The organism is Streptomyces pseudovenezuelae (genome assembly GCF_029892565.1).
Classification (GTDB): domain Bacteria; phylum Actinomycetota; class Actinomycetes; order Streptomycetales; family Streptomycetaceae; genus Streptomyces; species Streptomyces pseudovenezuelae_A.
In genome coordinates, this window is the sequence record NZ_JARXVH010000004.1 from 248,539 (window position 1) to 265,018 (window position 16,480).

Here is a 16,480-nt window from a genome sequence, read left to right on the forward strand (position 1 = left end):
CCTGCACGGTTCCTGGGGACATGAAAAAGGACCCCGTCGGGGTCCTCGTCCACGTGGCTCTCCCGACTGGACTCGAACCAGTAACCTGCCGGTTAACAGCCGGCTGCTCTGCCAATTGAGCTACGGAAGATCGAAGCTCCCCCGACTGGACTCGAACCAGTAACCTGCCGGTTAACAGCCGGCTGCTCTGCCAATTGAGCTACGGAGGAACGCCTCGTTGCATCGAACGTAGCTACCTGGGTATTCGCCAGGGGGCGGGCGCTCGCTGCGACACATACATTAGCGCAAGCAGGGGGGTGCTCCGCCAATCGGTACTCCCCGGCACCTATGCCGCACCAGAGATCTGCACGAGGGAAGGGTGGCCGCCATGCGCTACAAGCTCACGTTCGTCGCCGGGCTGACGCTGGGTTACGTGCTGGGCACGCGAGCCGGGCGCGAGCGTTACGAGCAGTTGATGAAGTCAGCTCGCCAGGTCGCGCAGAACCCAGCCGTCCGCAACACCGCCGAGTCCGCCGCCCAGCAGGGCCGCCAGTTCGCCGGCAAGGCGTACCACGCGGTCAGCGAGAAGGTGGGCGACCGCGTCCCCGACTCGGTGGCCGACCGAGTCCGCTCACTCCGCGACCGCAACACCAACGGAACAAACGGGGATGACTGGGGCACGAGTAACACCTGAGACGGGCGGTGACGCAATCGCCCCAGGGGCGCGGGGAACGGCGCGACCAGCCACGGACGGGCCCGCACCCGCCCTTCCGGACGCACCCCTACGGCTCCACGGCCAAACCCAGCGGAGCGATGCGGCAGAATTTTGGCCATGGGGATAGTCGCCGGGTTGGACAGTTCGCCCGATTTCACTCGCATCGTCGTCTGCGACGCAGACACGGGAGCCGTACTCAGGCAGGGGTATGCCCCGCATCCGGTCGACGGCGCCGAGGGCACGCGGCCCTCCGACATCGATCCACAGGCCTGGCTGCTGTCCCTCGGTGAGGCCGCCGGTGGCGGGCTGCTCGAAGGCGTGCAGGCCATCGGCGTGTCGGCCCAGCAGAACGCGCTGGTCCCGCTGGACTCGCAGGGCAACACCGTGAGACCCGCGATGGTCGGCGGCGACAAGCGCGCGCAGGTCGCGGCGGCCGATCTGATCGACGCGCTCGGCGGGCGCGAGGCGTGGGCGCAGGCCGTGGGCTCCGTGCCGCAGGCCGCGCATCCGGTGACCAAGCTGCGCTGGCTCAGCAAGACCGAGCCCGACAACGCCCTGCGCACCGCCGTCCTCATGCAGGCGCACGACTGGCTCGTGTGGCAGTTGCTCGGGCGCCCGGTGCGTCGTTCCACCGATCGTGGCGGGGCCTCCGGGACCGGGTACTGGTCGGCGGCCACCGGCGGGTACCGGCCCGATCTGGTCGAGTTGGCGCTCGGGCACCAGGCCATGCTGCCCGAGGTGATCGGGCCGGCGGAGGCGGCCGGTACGACTCCGGAGGGACTGTTGATCTCCGCGGGGACCGGCGAGACCATGGCCGCCGCCTTCGGGCTCGGGATCGGGCTCGGCGACGCCGTGGTGTCGCTCGGCGCTTCGGGGTCCGTGATGGCCGTACACGGCGAAGCACTTGTCGACCAGAGCGGGATGATCACGTCGCTGGCCGACGCGACCGGCATGCACCTGCCGGTCGTCACCACGCTGAACGCCGTACGGACTCTGCGCGGGACCGCCGAGCTGCTCGGGCTGCCCGATCTGGAGAGCCTGTCCGAGCTGGCGATGAAGTCCACGCCGGGCTCGCACGGCCTTGTGCTGCTGCCCTATCTGGAGGGTGAGCGGACGCCGAACCTGCCGCACACCGCGGGGACGCTGACCGGTCTGCGCCGGGAGTCTATGCGTGCAGAACACCTGGCGCGGGCGGCCTTCGAGGGCATGCTGTGCGGGCTCGCCGACGCGCTGGACGTGCTGCGCGGCCGGGGTGTCGACGTACGGCGGATCTTCCTGCTGGGGGCGGCGGCCGAGCTGCCGGCCGTGCAGGCGGCGGCGCCGTCGCTGTTCGGTGCGCAGGTCGTCGTACCGCAGCCCGCGGACTACGCGGCGCTCGGTGCCGCCCGGCAGGCCGCCTGGGCGCTCGGGGTCACACAGGGGACGCTCGACCGGCGCAATCCGCCGCAGTGGCAGGGTGCTGCCGCGCAGGTGCTCGATCCCGGCGAGGATCTGGCCGTGGGGCAGGCCGTGCGTCAGCAGTTCATGTCGGTGCGGGAGCAGACGCATCCGAACGCGTTCCGTGCGTGACGTCAGGGGCTCGTGACCTCACGAGTCGGCAAAGGACACCGCCCATAAGACGGTAAAGCGCACTGCTGTCGGCTTAATCGGTTGAGGTAACGCGGGTGGAGTGACCGACGATAGGAGCCTGGGGCACAAACCCGTCCCACCGCCGCCGACTCCGAGAGACGTAGCGTGCTCATACGACTTCTGCGGACCTATCTCAGGCCCTACAGGAAACCCATCGTCCTGCTGGTGCTGCTGCAGTTCCTGCAGACCTGCGCCACCCTCTACCTGCCCACTCTGAACGCGCACATCATCGACAACGGTGTGGTCAAGGGTGACACCGGCTACATCCTCTCCTTCGGCGCCCTGATGATCGGCATCTCGCTGGTGCAGGTCGTGTGCAACATCGGGGCCGTGTACTACGGCGCCCGGACCGCGTCGGCGCTCGGCCGGGACATCCGCGCCGCCGTCTTCGACCGGGTGCAGTCGTTCTCCGCGCGCGAGGTGGGCCACTTCGGCGCGCCCTCCCTGATCACCCGTACGACGAACGACGTGCAGCAGGTCCAGATGCTGGCCCTGATGACGTTCACGCTGATGGTGTCGGCGCCGATCATGTGCGTGGGCGGCATCGTGCTGGCGCTCGGCCTGGACGTACCGCTGTCCGGGGTGCTGATCGCGGTGGTGCCGACGCTGACCATCTGCGTGACGCTGATCGTGCGGCGGCTGCGGCCACTGTTCCGGGCGATGCAGACGCGCCTGGACACGGTGAACCGGGTGCTGCGCGAGCAGATCACCGGCAACCGCGTGATCAGGGCCTTCGTGCGGGACGAGTACGAGAAGGACCGGTTCCGGAAGGCCAACACCGACCTGACCGAGATGCAGCTGAAGACCGGCAACCTGCTCGCGCTGATGTTCCCGGTGGTCATGACCACGGTGAACCTGTCGTCGATCGCGGTGGTCTGGTTCGGCGCCCATCGCATCAACAGCGGCGGGATGCAGATCGGCGACCTCACCGCGTTCCTCGCCTATCTGATGCAGATCGTCATGTCTGTGATGATGGCCACCTTCATGTTCATGATGGTGCCGCGCGCGGAGGTCTGCGCCGAGCGCATCGAGGAGGTGCTCGGCACGTCCTCCAGCGTGGTGCCGCCGGTGGCGCCGGTCACCGAGCTGCGCCGGCACGGGCATCTGGAGATCCGGGGCGCCGGGTTCCGCTATCCGGGCGCCGAGGAGCCGGTGCTGAGGTCCATCGACCTGATGGCCCGGCCCGGCGAGGTGACCGCCGTGATCGGCTCGACCGGCAGCGGCAAGTCCACGCTGCTGAGCCTGATCCCCCGGCTGGTCGACGCGACCGACGGACAGGTTCTGGTCGACGGCACCGACGTGGCGACCCTGGAGCCGAGACTGCTGGCCAAGACGGTCAGCCTGGTGCCGCAGAAGCCGTACCTGTTCGCGGGCACGGTCGCCACGAACCTGCGCTACGGCAATCCCGACGCCACGGACGAGGAGCTGTGGCACGCGCTGGAGGTGGCGCAGGCCAAGGGCTTCGTCTCCGGGCTTGAGAACGGGCTGGACGCGCCGATCGCGCAGGGCGGCACGAACGTCTCCGGCGGTCAGCGCCAGCGGCTCGCGATCGCCCGTACGCTCGTCCAGCGCCCGGAGATCTACCTCTTCGACGACTCCTTCTCGGCCCTCGACTACGCCACCGACGCGAACCTGCGCGCGGCGCTGTCGCAGGAGACCGCCGAGGCGACCGTCGTGATCGTCGCCCAGCGCGTGGCGACCATCCGGGACGCCGACCGGATCGTGGTCCTCGACGAGGGCCGGGTCGTCGGGACGGGCCGCCATCACGAGCTGATGGCCGACAACGAGACCTACCGGGAGATCGTGCTCTCCCAGCTCACGGAAGCGGAGGCTGCCTGATGGCCGGGCCGATGGGGCGGATGATGGCCGGGGGCGGCCCCGATCAGCGCTCGATGGATTTCAAGGTGTCGGGCAAACGCCTGATCGCCCAGTTCAAACCGGAACGGCTCACCATCTACGCGCTGTTGACCTGCGTGGTCATCAGCGTCGGCCTGAACGTGATCGGGCCGAAGATCCTCGGCGAGGCCACCGACCTGGTCTTCGCCGGGATCATCGGACGGGAGATGCCCGCCGGGTCGACCAAGGAGCAGGTCCTCGCCTCGATGCGGGAGCGCGGCCAGGGCACGGTCGCCGACATGCTCCGCAGCACCGACTTCACTCCGGGCCAGGGCATCGACTTCGACGCCGTGGGCCGGGTGCTGCTGCTCGCGCTCTGTACGTTCCTGGTGGCGGGCCTGCTGATGGCGGTGGCGACCCGGCTGGTCAACCGGGCCGTCAACCGGACGATGTTCCGGCTGCGCGAGGACGTCCAGACGAAGCTGTCGCGGCTCCCGCTGTCGTACTTCGACAAGCGGCAGCGCGGTGAGGTGCTGAGCCGGGCGACCAACGACATCGACAACATCGGGCAGACCCTCCAGCAGTCGATGGGCCAGCTCATCAACTCGGTGCTCACGATCATCGGCGTACTCGCGGTGATGTTCTGGGTGTCGTGGCTGCTGGCGCTGGTGGCGCTGGTGACGGTTCCGCTGTCGTTCGTCATCGCCACCCGGATCGGCAAGCGCTCGCAGCCGCACTTCGTGCAGCAGTGGCGCACCACGGGCAAGCTCAACGCCCACGTCGAGGAGATGTACACCGGGCACACCCTGGTGAAGGTGTTCGGGCGGCAGGACGAGTCGGCGAAGCAGTTCGCCGAGCAGAACGACGCGTTGTACGAGGCCGGGTTCAAGGCGCAGTTCAACAGCGGTGTGATGCAGCCGCTGATGATGTTCGTGTCGAACCTCAACTACGTGCTGGTGGCCGTGGTCGGCGGGCTGCGGGTCGCGTCCGGCGCGCTGTCCATCGGTGACGTGCAGGCCTTCATCCAGTACTCGCGCCAGTTCTCGATGCCGCTGACGCAGGTCGCGTCGATGGCGAACCTGGTGCAGTCGGGCGTCGCCTCGGCCGAGCGGATCTTCGAACTCCTGGACGCGGAGGAGCAGGAGGCCGATCCGATGCCGGGCGTCAAGCCGGCGGAGCTGCGCGGGCGGGTGGCGCTGGAGCACGTGTCGTTCCGGTACGACCCCGAGAAGCCGCTCATCGACGACCTCTCGCTCAAGGTCGAACCCGGCCACACGGTCGCGATCGTCGGCCCGACCGGCGCCGGCAAGACGACCCTCGTCAACCTGCTGATGCGGTTCTACGAGGTCTCCGGCGGGCGCATCACCCTCGACGGCGTGGACATCGCGACGATGTCCCGGGACGACCTGCGCGCCGGGATCGGCATGGTGCTGCAGGACACCTGGCTGTTCGGCGGCACGATCGCGGAGAACATCGCGTACGGGTCCGCCCGCGAGGTCACTCGGGGCGAGATCGAGGAGGCGGCGCGGGCCGCGCACGCCGACCGGTTCGTCCGTACGCTGCCCGACGGGTACGACACCGTGATCGACGACGAGGGTACGGGTGTCAGTGCCGGTGAGAAGCAGCTGATCACCATCGCGCGGGCGTTCCTGTCCGACCCGGTGATCCTGGTTCTGGACGAGGCGACGAGTTCTGTCGACACCCGGACCGAGGTGCTGATCCAGAAGGCGATGGCCAAACTCGCCCACGGGCGCACGTCGTTCGTGATCGCGCACCGGCTCTCCACGATCCGGGACGCGGACACGATCCTCGTCATGGAGAACGGGGCGATCGTCGAACAGGGCGCGCACGCCGATCTGTTGGCGGCGGACGGGGCGTACGCACGGCTGTACAAGGCGCAGTTCGCGCAGGCGGTGGCGGAGGTGGATTAGGAAGGGGCGCCCCGCGCCCCTTCAGGGGCGCGGGGAACTGCGCGACCAGCCCCCACCGGACCCGCGGCCGGCATCAGTCGAGATAGCCCCTCAGCTGATCCGCGAATGCGTGGTCCCTCAGCTTGTTCAGGGTCTTGGACTCGATCTGCCGTATCCGTTCCCGCGTAACGCCGAAGATCCGTCCGATCTCCTCCAACGTGCGCGGGCGACCGTCGACCAGCCCGTACCGCAGCTGAACGACCTTCCGCTCCCGCTCCCCCAGCGTCGAAAGCACCGCTTCCAGGTGCTCCCTGAGCAGCAGGAACGCGGCCGACTCGACAGGGGACGCCGCGTCGCCGTCCTCGATGAGGTCGCCGAGGGCGACGTCGTCCTCCTCGCCGACGGGGGCGTGGAGCGAGACGGGCTCCTGGGCCAGCCGCAGTACCTCGCTGACGCGCTCGGGGGCGAGGTCGAGGTGGTCGGCCACCTCTTCCGGCGTGGGCTCGTAGCCGCGCTCCTGGAGCATACGGCGCTGGACGCGGACGACTCGGTTGATGAGTTCGACGACGTGGACGGGGACGCGGATGGTGCGGGCCTGGTCCGCGAGGGCGCGGGACATGGCCTGGCGGATCCACCAGGTGGCGTACGTCGAGAACTTGTAGCCGCGGGCGTAGTCGAACTTCTCAACTGCCCTGATCAGGCCCAGGTTTCCTTCCTGGACGAGGTCGAGCATGGTCAGTCCGCGGCCGACGTAGCGCTTGGCGACGGAGACGACGAGCCGGAGGTTGGCCTCGATGAGGCGGCGCTTGGCCATCCGGCCCAGGACGACCAACCGGTCCAGGTCGAGGGCGAGTTGACTGTCCAGGTCGACGTCGGTGCTGAGCTTCTCCTCGGCGAACAGCCCGGCCTCGACCCGGCGGGCGAGGTCGACCTCCTCGGCCGCGGTGAGCAGGGAGATCCGGCCGATCTCCCGCAGGTACTGGCGGAACAGGTCCGAGGACGGCCCGCTGGTGTCGGCGCGGCTGGTACGGGACGGCACGGGCGCTTCGACCGGTTCGGCGGCCTCCGGGCTCTCCAGGGCCTCGGCGGGCGGCTCGGCGGGTTCCGTGGACTCGGTCTCGGGGTGGTGCGCGACACGCGTCTGCGGAGGGACCGCGACCAGTACGTCGGTCTCCGCGTCCGGCTCTGTGCCGTCTGTGCTCTCGGTCTGTGTGAGGGTCTGGGTCTGCACGGGGGCGACCTCCAGGATGATCGCTGCCAAGGTGTACGGCAGCGGTTCTTCGGGGGCGGAGTCGACGGCCTCGCCGTTGTCCGTCCCGTACTCGATGAGCGGAACCGCGGGGGTCTGGGACCCGTATGGGACGGATCGGCCGCGCTCCGAGGACTCAGGCACCGGAACCCAGTGTGGAGTACGACACATCACCGCCACGAGGGGCGTGCGGTGACTTTTTGAGTCCGGTCCGTGACCGCATGGTTACCCTCGCGGAAAACTCGGAAGCTTGTGTCCGCTCTGATCTGGCACGATCCGCGCGCCGACGCACATCGCTCCGGCCCAAGGCCGGATGTACGAACAACCCGCGCTCACGTGCCGGGTGCCCAGGAGCGCGCCGCCGAACCGTGCTAGAGGGCCCCGGCCCCCTGCTCCCGTAGCGCCTGGTCGTACTGCTGGAGGACCCACAGCTCGTTCTGCACGGCGGCCAGTTGGGCGGGGTCGCCGCCGGCGGAGAGGCGGGCCATCTGGGACTGGATGTCTCGGATACGGCGTTCCACGGCTCGGCGGCGGACCCAGACGAGTTGTTCGCTCGCGTAGTTCTCGTCGACCGTGCGGCGCATGATCGCCTCGACGGCCAGTTCCGTGACCATCGCGCGGACGGCGTCGTCGGGGGCGGCCTCGCGGACGCGGACCAGGTACTCCTGGGCGTCGAGGAGGCCGTACTGGGCACCGCCCGCGTCCATGACGGCCTGGCGGACGGCCGCGTAGGGGAGGGCGGTGAACTCGTCGATGCCGTACGCGTCGAAGGCCGGGGAGACCAGTTCGGGGCGTTGCAGGGCGAGTTTGAGGAGTTCGCGTTCGGTGGCGTAGACCGGGTTGCGGAGGTTGAGGGCCGGGCCGCCGGCGGCAGAGCGGGGGGCCGACTCGTAGGGCTGCTGCTGGCCGCGGGCCGGGGCCGGGCCCTGGCCGCCGCGGTCGCGGGCCCAACGGGCCAGCTGGGCGACCCTCTTGACGACGAACTGGGTGTCGAGGATGCCGAGCATGCCGGCGAGCTGGACGGCGACCTCGTGCTGGGCGCCGGTGTTCTTGATGCGGGCGACGATGGGCGCGGCCTCGTCCAGGGCGCCCGCGCGGCCGGCGGGGGTGTCGAGGTCGTAGCGCACGACGATCTGGCGCAGCGCGAACTCGAAGAGGGGCGTGCGGGGTTCGACCAGGTCGGCGACCGCCTCGTCGCCCTTGGCCAGGCGCAGTTCGCAGGGGTCCATGTTGTCCGGCGCGATCGCGATGTACGTCTCGGCGGCGAACTTCTGGTCGTCCTCGAAGGCGCGCAGGGCCGCCTTCTGGCCGGCCGCGTCGCCGTCGAAGGTGAAGATCACGCGCGCGCTGCCGTTGTCCATCAGGAGCCGGCGGAGGATCTTGATGTGGTCGGTGCCGAAGGCCGTGCCGCAGGTCGCGATCGCGGTCGTCACGCCGGCCAGGTGGCAGGCCATGACGTCCGTGTAGCCCTCGACGACGACCGCGCGGGAGACCTTGGCGATGTCCTTCTTGGCGAGGTCGATGCCGTAGAGGACCTGGGACTTCTTGTAGATCGCGGTGTCGGGCGTGTTGAGGTACTTCGGGCCGTTGTCCGACTCGTAGAGCTTGCGGGCGCCGAAGCCGACGACCTCGCCGCCGATGTCGCGGATGGGCCACATGAGGCGGCCGCGGAAGCGGTCGATGGGGCCGCGGCGGCCCTCCTGGGCGAGGCCGGAGAGGAGGATCTCCTTGTCGGTGAAGCCCTTGCCGCGCAGGAAGCGGGTGAGGTGGTCCCAGCCCTGGGGGCTGTAGCCGACGGAGAAGTGCGCGGCGGCGGCCTGGTCGAAGCCGCGCTCGGCGAGGAACGAACGGCCGGCGTCCGCCTCCGGGCTGGTCGCGAGCTGTTCCATGTACCAGTCGGCGGCGATCTTGTGGGCCTCGACCAGGCGGATGCGCTCGCCGCGCTGGTGGGAGGGGTTGTAGCCGCCCTCCTCGTAGCGCAGGGTGATGCCGGCCTGGCCGGCGAGGCGCTCGACCGCCTCGGAGAAGGAGAGGTGGTCGACCTTCATCACGAACGTGATGGTGTCGCCGCCCTCCTGGCAGCCGAAGCAGTGGAAGAGTCCCTTGCTCGGGCTGACCTGGAAGGACGGCGACTTCTCGTCGTGGAAGGGGCACAGGCCCTTGAGGTTGCCACCGCCCGCGTTGCGCAGCTGGAGGTACTCGGACACCACGGCGTCGATCGGGACCGCGTCCCGAACCGCCTTCACGTCCTCGTCGTTGATCCGTCCTGCCACGCGTGAATTCTACGGGGATGGACTGACACTCAAGGGACGAGGCTTTCGAGCGGAACGCGCGGGTCCGCCAACGACTCGGTGTTCACCTGTGTCTTCGAGCGGATCAGCTGCTGAATCGGGTCTGTGACGTCCCACACGTTCACGTTCATCCCGGCCAGCACCCGGCCCTCCTTGACCCAGAACGCGATGAACTCACGCTTGCCGGCGTCCCCCCGGATCACCACTTCGTCGTAGGAGCCCGGGGGCGCCCAGCCGGAGTACTCCATGCCGAGGTCGTACTGGTCGGAGAAGAAATAGGGCACGCGGTCGTAGGTGACGTCCCGGCCGAGCATCGCGCGGGCCGCCGCCGGGCCGCCGTTGAGGGCGTTGGCCCAGTGCTCGACACGCAGCGTGGTGTCGAACAGGGCGTGGTGGAAGGCGGCCACGTCGCCGGCCGCGTGGATGTCGGGGTCGGAGGTGCGCAGCCGTTCGTCGACCGCGATGCCGCCGCCGTGCGCGCGGTCGGCGATCTCCAGGCCCGCCGCCTCGGCGAGGCCGATGCGCGGGGCCGCGCCGATCGCGGCGAGGACGTCGTGCGCGGGGTGCTCCTCGCCGTCGTCCGTACGGGCCGCCAGGACCATGCCGTCCTGGCCGACGATCTCGGTGAGGCTCGCGCCGAAGTGGAAGCGCACGCCGTGCTCGCGGTGCAGCTCGGCGAAGAGGTTGCCCAGCTCGGGGCCGAGCACGCCGTGCAGCGGGGTCGGCGCGGGCTCGACGACGGTGACCTCGGCGCCGTACTCCCGGGCCGCCGCCGCGACCTCAAGGCCGATCCAGCCGGCGCCGGCGATCACGATGTGGCCGTTGTCCCGGCCCAGCGCGGCCAGGACGCCCTTGAGGCGCTCGGCGTGCGCGAGCCGGCGCAGGTGGTGCACGCCGGCCAGGTCGGTGCCCGGGATGTCGAGGCGGCGCGGCTCGGCGCCGGTCGCCAGCAGCAGCTTGTCGTAGCGCACGAGGGTGCCGTCGCCGCCGAAGCGGACCGTCTTGGCCGTGCGGTCGATGGCCTCGACGGTCTCGTTGAGGTGCAGCTCGATGTCGTTCTGCGCGTACCACGCGGGCTCGTGCACGAAGACGCTGTCGCGCTCCTCCTTGCCGAGCAGATAGCCCTTGGAGAGCGCGGGGCGCTCGTAGGGGTGGTCGCGCTCGTCGCAGATCAGTATCACCCGGCCGGTGAAGCCCTCCGCTCGGAGCGTCTCGGCCGCCTTCGCGCCGGCGAGTCCGCCTCCGACGATGACGAATGTCTGATCCGCGTCGACCACTTGATGCCTCCTCGTAACGGTGCCGCCACATGCGAGCGTCCCGCACGGAGTGTGATGGGGGAAGAGGGAGTGGCCCGATCAGGCCACGGAGGGTCACATTCGGGCGCGTTTCACGTCACCCTGTTCGCCTCAGTCTCACTGGTGCCCCGTCAGGCGCGCATGAAGCGAGCGGGCCGAGGCGTCGGTCAGCGAGGCGATCTGGTCGACGATCACCCGTTTGCGGGCGCGATCGTCGCCTGCCTGGTCGAACAGGGCGCGGAACTGCGGGTCCAGGCCGTCGGGAGCACGCGCGGTGAGCGCCCGCGCCAGTTCGGCCACCACGATCCGCTGATCGGCCCGCAGCCGCTCCTGCTCGGCCCGCTGCATCACGTACCGGTCGGCGACCGCCTTGAGGACCGCGCACTCCAGCCGCGTCTCGTGGGGTACGACGAGTTCGGCGCCGTATCTCGTCAGCCGCCCGGTGCCGAACGCCGCGCGCGTGGCGGTCTCGGCGGCCGTGCAGAAGCGGCCGATGAGCTGGCTGGTGGCGTCCTTGAGGCGGGCCTGCGCGACCGCCGAGCCGTCGTAGCCGTGCGGCCACCACTCCTCGGCCTGGAGCCGGTCGAGGGCGGCGGCGAGTTCGGCGGGGTCGGTGTCCGCGGGCACGTACCGGCCGATGGCGACCGCGAAGACCGCCTGCCGCTCCGGCTCCGCGTGCAGGCGGTTGGGGTCGATGTGGCCCGCGTGCAGGCCGTCCTCGACGTCGTGCACCGAGTACGCCACGTCGTCCGACCAGTCCATGACCTGGGCCTCGAACGTGATCCGGGTGCCGGGGGCCTCCTTGCGGACCCAGTCGAAGACGGGCCGGTCGTCCTCGTAGACACCGAACTTGGGCGACTTGGGGTCGTCGGGACGGGCGCCGCGCGGCCAGGGGTACTTGGTGGCCGCGTCCAGGGTGGCGCGGGTGAGGTTGAGGCCGACGGAGCCCTCCGGGGTGAACCGCTTGGGTTCGATGCGGGTGAGCAGGCGCAGGGACTGGGCGTTGCCCTCGAAGCCGCCGCAGTCGTCGGCGAACTCGTTCAGCGCCTGTTCGCCGTTGTGACCGAACGGAGGGTGGCCGAGGTCGTGGGCGAGGCAGGCGGCCTCCACCAGGTCGGGGTCGCAACCGAGGGCCGCGCCCAGCTCGCTGCCGACCTGGGCGCACTCCAGGGAGTGGGTCAGGCGGGTGCGGGGGCTGGCGTCCCACGTGGAGGAGTTGCGCTCGCCCGGCGTGACGACCTGGGTCTTGCCTGCGAGCCTTCTCAGCGCCGAGGAATGCAGGATGCGGGCGCGGTCGCGCTGGAAGGCGGTGCGGCCCGGGCGTTTGTCGGGCTCGGGGGCCCAGCGGTCGACTGACGTCGGGTCGTAGCCGGGGGGTGGGGTGTTGTTGTTGCCTTCCATACCTCGACAGTAAGCGGAGGCAGTGACAAATGGGGTGCGCCTGCTCGTCCGCGGGGTGCGGTCATATGGCGAGTGCGGGTTGGTTGTGGCTGGTCGCGCCCCGCGGCGGAGCCGCATATGGACACAGCCCCGCGCCCCTTGGGTCAGCCATCGTCACGTCAGTCGAGAGGGTCTGGTCGTAGCGGTTGAGGATCAGGCTTGCCATCGCGGGGTGCGTGCCCAAGGGGGCCGAAGCGATCCAGGGAGCCTTCTCCGCGCACTCCCTCGCGAAGCGGCCCGGGGCCGTGAAGTACGAGGCTATGGCTACTCGGTGGCGGCCCTGGGTGGCCAGGATGGCCAGGGCCTCGGGGATCGTCGGGGCTGCTGTGCTCGCGTAGGCGGGGAGGACGGGGACGCCGAGGCGGGCGGACAGTAGGGCGGCCGTGCTGTTCGTGTCGGTCTGGGAGTCCGGGTCCCGGGAGCCGGCCGCGGCGAGAATGACGGCGCTCGTCCGGCGAGTGGCCGCGTCCATACGCATGCGCCGGCCGGCCTCGACCAGGCGGGCCTGGAGGGCGTCCACCAGGAGGGGGTGCGGGCCGAGCGGGGGTGCCACGCGCGTGCGTGCCTGTGCTTCGGCCGCCATCTCGGGGATGTCCCGCTTGACGTGGTAGCCGCGGCTGAGGAGGAGCGGGACGAGGACGGCTCGCGCGGTGCCGAGGGCGGCGAGCGTGTCGGGGAGCGCGGGCTCGTTCAGCTCGATGTGGCCGAGGTGGACGGGCAGGCCCGGGCGCAGTGCGCGGACGCGGTCCAGGAGCGTGCGTACGGTGCTCAGCGCACGCGGGTCGCGGCTGCCGTGGGCCACGACGACGAGGGCCGGGGGCTTAGGGCGCCGGGTGCCGTCGAGGGAGACGAGGCTGAGCTGGCTGGCGAGCTGACTGCCGATCCTGTTCATGAGGTGCGCCGTACTGTCGAGGTGGGCGGTCGTGGACTCGTCGCGCTGCGGGTTCGACGGCGTCATGGACCGATGGTGGCGGTACGAGGTTGCCGCGCCGTTGCGCCGGAATGACGCGTCTTTTCGGGGGGTTCACGGTGGGGTGCAGGGGGTGTGTGAGGTGACGTGACCTGGAGTTTCACCTTCGCAAGTGAACCTGGTCACGTGTGGGGTGCCGAACCGTACGGCCTGACAGGACGTCTCTGAGTGTCGAGAAGCACAGAGCGGGACAGAGCATGAGGGGGCCGTCCGATGCGTCGACCGAGGCTGCGTGTGCCGAAGCTGCGCCGTCCGCGACTGCCACGCACGCGTGCCGGACAGCGGCGGCTGGTGCAGGCCGTGATGGCCGGGTGCGTGCTGGCGCTGCTTCCGTCGACCTGGATGTACGTCGTGACCGGCGACCGGCTGCGCACGACCGCGGACGTGCCCCGTACCGAGGTCGCGGTCGTCTTCGGCGCCGGCCTGTGGGACGGCGAGCCGTCCCCGTACCTCGCCAACCGCCTCGACGCGGCGGCCAAGCTGTACCGCGCCGGCCGCGTCGAGGTCGTCCTCGTCACCGGCGACAACAGCCGCAAGGACTACGACGAGCCCGACGCCATGCGCACGTACCTGACCAAGCACGGCGTACCGGACGCGCGGATCGTCAGCGACTACGCCGGTTTCGACACCTGGGACTCCTGCGTCCGCGCCAAGAAGATCTTCGGCGTCGACCGGGCCGTACTGATCAGCCAGGGCTTCCACATCCGGCGGGCGGTCGCGCTGTGCGAGGCCGCGGGCGTGACGTCGTACGGCGTCGGGGTGGACGCCAAGCACGACGTCACCTGGTACTACGGCGGTGCGCGGGAGGTTCTCGCAGCGGGGAAGGCGGCGCTGGACGCGGTGTTCGAGCCGGATCCGCGGTTTCTCGGGGCGAAGGAGCCGGGAGTGAGCAGGGCGTTGGCCGACGCGCGGTGAGGCGGATCCGAGAGGGGTGGATCCGCGGGGAGTGGATGGTCCGGACGGGGCGGACTCTAGGCTTGGCGGGATGAACGATCACGAGTTCGGTTACCGCTGGGGGCATTCCGCGCTCACCCTCGACTTCGACTTCGACCGCGGTTTCGGCTCCGGCTCGGGCTCGGGCTCGGGCTCCGGCTCCGGCTCCGGACTCAGCCTCGGCCTCGCGTCGGGCGAGTTGCTGCGGGTGTCCCGTCCCGGTGACCCGGCGCCACCCGTGACCGGTCTGCCCCTGGTCGACGTGACCCTCATGGGTGCGGGCACCGGATGGTCGGGGCCGCGTTTCAGGGGTACGGCGTTGGGGGCGCGGCTGCGGTATCGCGCGCATCGGGCGACGTATGGCGACGGGTGGCATCACCTGGCCGTCGAACTGACCGATCCGCAGGGTGGGTTGAGGGTGTTCGCCGAGTACTCGTCGCCGGACGGGGTGGCGGTGCTGCGCTCGCGGGTGCGGCTGCGCAATGAGGGCGACGCGGCGGTGACGGTTCGTTCCGTCGGGAGTCTGCTGCTCGGCGGGCTGCCCTCCCCCGACGTGCTGGACGCGCACCGGGCCCGCAACGACTGGCTCGCCGAATGCCGTTGGTACGCCGAGCCGTTGCGGGCGTCGGTGCCCGACATCGGGCGGGACGTGCACGAGCACGACTCGCGGGCCGCGCTGCGGCTGACCGGGCGGGGCAGCTGGCCGACCGACGGCCATCTGGCGATGGGCGCGCTCACCGACCGTACGGACGGGCGGTGTTGGCTGTGGCAGGTGGAGTCGGCGGCGGGCTGGGTGTGGGACGCGGGTGAGGCGCCGGCCGGGCGTACGTACGTGGGGCTGGGCGGGCCGACGTACGACGAGCACGGCTGGAGTCAAGTACTGGGCCCGGGTGAGGAGTTCGCGTCCGAGTACGCGGCGCTCGCGTTGGGGGACGGGCTCGACGGGGCGCTGGGAGCGCTGACGGAGTACCGCCGCCGGGTGCGCCGACCGCATCCGGATCACGACCGGCTCCCGGTCGTCTTCAACGACTACATGAACACCCTGATGGGCGACCCGACCACCGAGAAGCTGCTCCCGCTGATCGATGCGGCGGCCTCGGCGGGCGCGGAGTACTTCTGCGTGGACGCCGGTTGGTACGACGACTCGGCCGACGGCGGCTGGTGGGACAGCGTGGGGGCCTGGCAGCCGTCGGGGCGGCGCTTCCCCGGGGGCATCCAGGAGGTGCTGGAGCGGATCCGGGAGCGCGGGATGGTGCCGGGGGTGTGGCTGGAGCCCGAGGTGGTGGGCGTGCGGAGTCCCGTGGCGGGAGCGAGGGCGGGCGCAGAGGCGGAGGCAGGGGTGGGGGCGTTGCCGGATGACGCATTCTTGCGTCACGCCGACGGCAGTCGCGTCACCGAACAGGGCCGTCACCAGCTGGACTTGACCCACCCCGCGGCCCGGGCTCACCTGGACGCTGCCGTCGACCGGATCGTCGGCGAGTGGGGTGTGGGCTATCTGAAGCTGGACTACAACATCACGACGTCGGCGCCGGGGCTGCTGGATCACACGCGGGCGTGGCGGGCCTGGTTGGCGTCCGTCCTGGACCGGTACCCGTCCCTGGTCGTCGAGAACTGCGCGTCCGGCGGCATGCGCATGGACGGCGCGTCCCTCTCCGTCACCCAGCTCCAGTCGACCTCCGACCAGCAGGATCCGGTCCGCTATCCGCCGATCGCGGCGGCGGCGCCGACGGTGGTGCCGCCGGAGCAGGGGGCCGTGTGGGCGTATCCGCAACCGTCCTTCTCCGACGCGGAGATCGGCTTCACGCTCGGCACCGCGATGCTCGGGCGGATCCATCTGTCCGGCCACCTGGACCACATGACGGAACGTCAACTGGGCCTGGTGCGGGAGGCAGTGGCGACCTACAAGGCGATGCGGGGTGACCTGCGCACGTCGGTTCCCTTCTGGCCGCTCGGCCTGCCGGGCTGGACGGATGAGTGGATCGCGCTGGGGCTGCGGGCGCCGGTGGAGGGGGCGACGTATGTGTCGGTGTGGCGGAGGGGCGACGGGGACGGGGACCGCAGAGGCCCCGAACTGGTGCTTCCGGTAGCCCACTTGGCGGGGCGCGCGGACATCCGGGCCGAGGTCCTGCACGCGACCGAGGCAGGGGTGACCGTGGCGTGGGACGAGGGGGCGGGCCTGCGGGTGAGGATGGCGGCGGCACCGGCGATGGCGCTCGTACGGCTTGGCTGAAAC

Annotated in this window: 11 protein-coding genes and 2 tRNA genes; 6 read left to right on the top strand and 7 right to left on the bottom strand. The window is 70.5% G+C overall.

Features of this window, described 5'->3' with window-relative positions; translation table 11 throughout:
* Positions 1-54 precede the first annotated feature (54 nt).
* Positions 55-130: transfer RNA gene (locus tag M2283_RS13965), tRNA-Asn, on the bottom strand.
* Positions 131-136: 6 nt separating this feature from the next.
* Positions 137-209 (bottom strand) — tRNA-Asn (locus M2283_RS13970).
* A 158-nt stretch (positions 210-367) separates the two neighbouring features.
* Here M2283_RS13970 and M2283_RS13975 point away from each other — a divergent pair.
* From M2283_RS13975 to M2283_RS13990, 4 genes are all read left to right on the top strand, one after another.
* Positions 368-673, top strand: coding sequence for a YtxH domain-containing protein (locus tag M2283_RS13975; RefSeq protein ID WP_280876501.1), 306 nt, complete (start codon positions 368-370; stop codon positions 671-673).
* Between the two features lie 138 nt (positions 674-811).
* A complete protein-coding gene (locus M2283_RS13980; RefSeq protein WP_280876502.1) occupies positions 812-2,263 on the top strand; it encodes an FGGY family carbohydrate kinase in 1,452 nt (483 codons plus the stop codon).
* A 165-nt stretch (positions 2,264-2,428) separates the two neighbouring features.
* Entirely contained in the window at positions 2,429-4,162 is a 1,734-nt protein-coding gene (locus tag M2283_RS13985) for an ABC transporter ATP-binding protein (RefSeq protein WP_280876503.1), read from the top strand.
* Positions 4,162-6,090: an ABC transporter ATP-binding protein gene (locus M2283_RS13990; RefSeq protein WP_280876504.1), complete on the top strand. Its 1,929-nt coding sequence runs from the start codon at positions 4,162-4,164 to the stop codon at positions 6,088-6,090. Before M2283_RS13985 ends, M2283_RS13990 begins: the two co-directional genes overlap by 1 nt.
* A gap of 73 nt (positions 6,091-6,163) precedes the next feature.
* Here the strand turns inward: M2283_RS13990 and M2283_RS13995 are convergent, their stop codons facing one another.
* The 5 genes from M2283_RS13995 to M2283_RS14015 form a co-directional block, all read right to left on the bottom strand.
* Positions 6,164-7,462, bottom strand: coding sequence for an RNA polymerase sigma factor (locus tag M2283_RS13995; protein WP_280876505.1), 1,299 nt, complete (start codon positions 7,460-7,462; stop codon positions 6,164-6,166).
* 227 nt (positions 7,463-7,689) lie between these two features.
* Positions 7,690-9,591 carry a DNA primase gene (dnaG, locus tag M2283_RS14000; RefSeq protein WP_280876506.1) on the bottom strand — a complete coding sequence of 634 codons (1,902 nt, stop codon included), beginning with the start codon at positions 9,589-9,591 and terminating at the stop codon, positions 7,690-7,692.
* A gap of 29 nt (positions 9,592-9,620) precedes the next feature.
* The gene (locus tag M2283_RS14005) at positions 9,621-10,886 is read right to left on the bottom strand and encodes an NAD(P)/FAD-dependent oxidoreductase (RefSeq protein WP_280876507.1); all 1,266 of its coding nucleotides are present in this window, start codon (positions 10,884-10,886) and stop codon (positions 9,621-9,623) included.
* A 135-nt stretch (positions 10,887-11,021) separates the two neighbouring features.
* Positions 11,022-12,305 carry a deoxyguanosinetriphosphate triphosphohydrolase gene (locus M2283_RS14010; RefSeq protein WP_280876508.1) on the bottom strand — a complete coding sequence of 428 codons (1,284 nt, stop codon included), beginning with the start codon at positions 12,303-12,305 and terminating at the stop codon, positions 11,022-11,024.
* Between the two features lie 61 nt (positions 12,306-12,366).
* Positions 12,367-13,302: a sirohydrochlorin chelatase gene (locus tag M2283_RS14015; RefSeq protein WP_280876509.1), complete on the bottom strand. Its 936-nt coding sequence runs from the start codon at positions 13,300-13,302 to the stop codon at positions 12,367-12,369.
* Positions 13,303-13,527: 225 nt separating this feature from the next.
* On the opposite strand from M2283_RS14015, the gene M2283_RS14020 reads away from it, so the two are divergent.
* Positions 13,528-14,229, top strand: coding sequence for a SanA/YdcF family protein (locus tag M2283_RS14020; RefSeq protein WP_280876510.1), 702 nt, complete (start codon positions 13,528-13,530; stop codon positions 14,227-14,229).
* 70 nt (positions 14,230-14,299) lie between these two features.
* Positions 14,300-16,477: a glycoside hydrolase family 36 protein gene (locus M2283_RS14025; RefSeq protein ID WP_280876511.1), complete on the top strand. Its 2,178-nt coding sequence runs from the start codon at positions 14,300-14,302 to the stop codon at positions 16,475-16,477.
* Positions 16,478-16,480 lie beyond the last annotated feature (3 nt).

Bases quoted from the DNA above. Each gene is read 5' to 3' on its own strand.
- M2283_RS14020 (WP_280876510.1), top strand. From the start codon at position 13,528: ATGCGTCGACCGAGGCTGCGTGTGCCGAAGCTGCGCCGTCCGCGACTG.
- M2283_RS14010 (WP_280876508.1), bottom strand. From the start codon at position 12,305: ATGGAAGGCAACAACAACACCCCACCCCCCGGCTACGACCCGACGTCA.
- M2283_RS13990 (WP_280876504.1), top strand. From the start codon at position 4,162: ATGGCCGGGCCGATGGGGCGGATGATGGCCGGGGGCGGCCCCGATCAG.
- M2283_RS13980 (WP_280876502.1), top strand. From the start codon at position 812: ATGGGGATAGTCGCCGGGTTGGACAGTTCGCCCGATTTCACTCGCATC.
- M2283_RS14015 (WP_280876509.1), bottom strand. From the start codon at position 13,302: ATGACGCCGTCGAACCCGCAGCGCGACGAGTCCACGACCGCCCACCTC.
- M2283_RS14025 (WP_280876511.1), top strand. From the start codon at position 14,300: ATGAACGATCACGAGTTCGGTTACCGCTGGGGGCATTCCGCGCTCACC.
- M2283_RS13975 (WP_280876501.1), top strand. From the start codon at position 368: ATGCGCTACAAGCTCACGTTCGTCGCCGGGCTGACGCTGGGTTACGTG.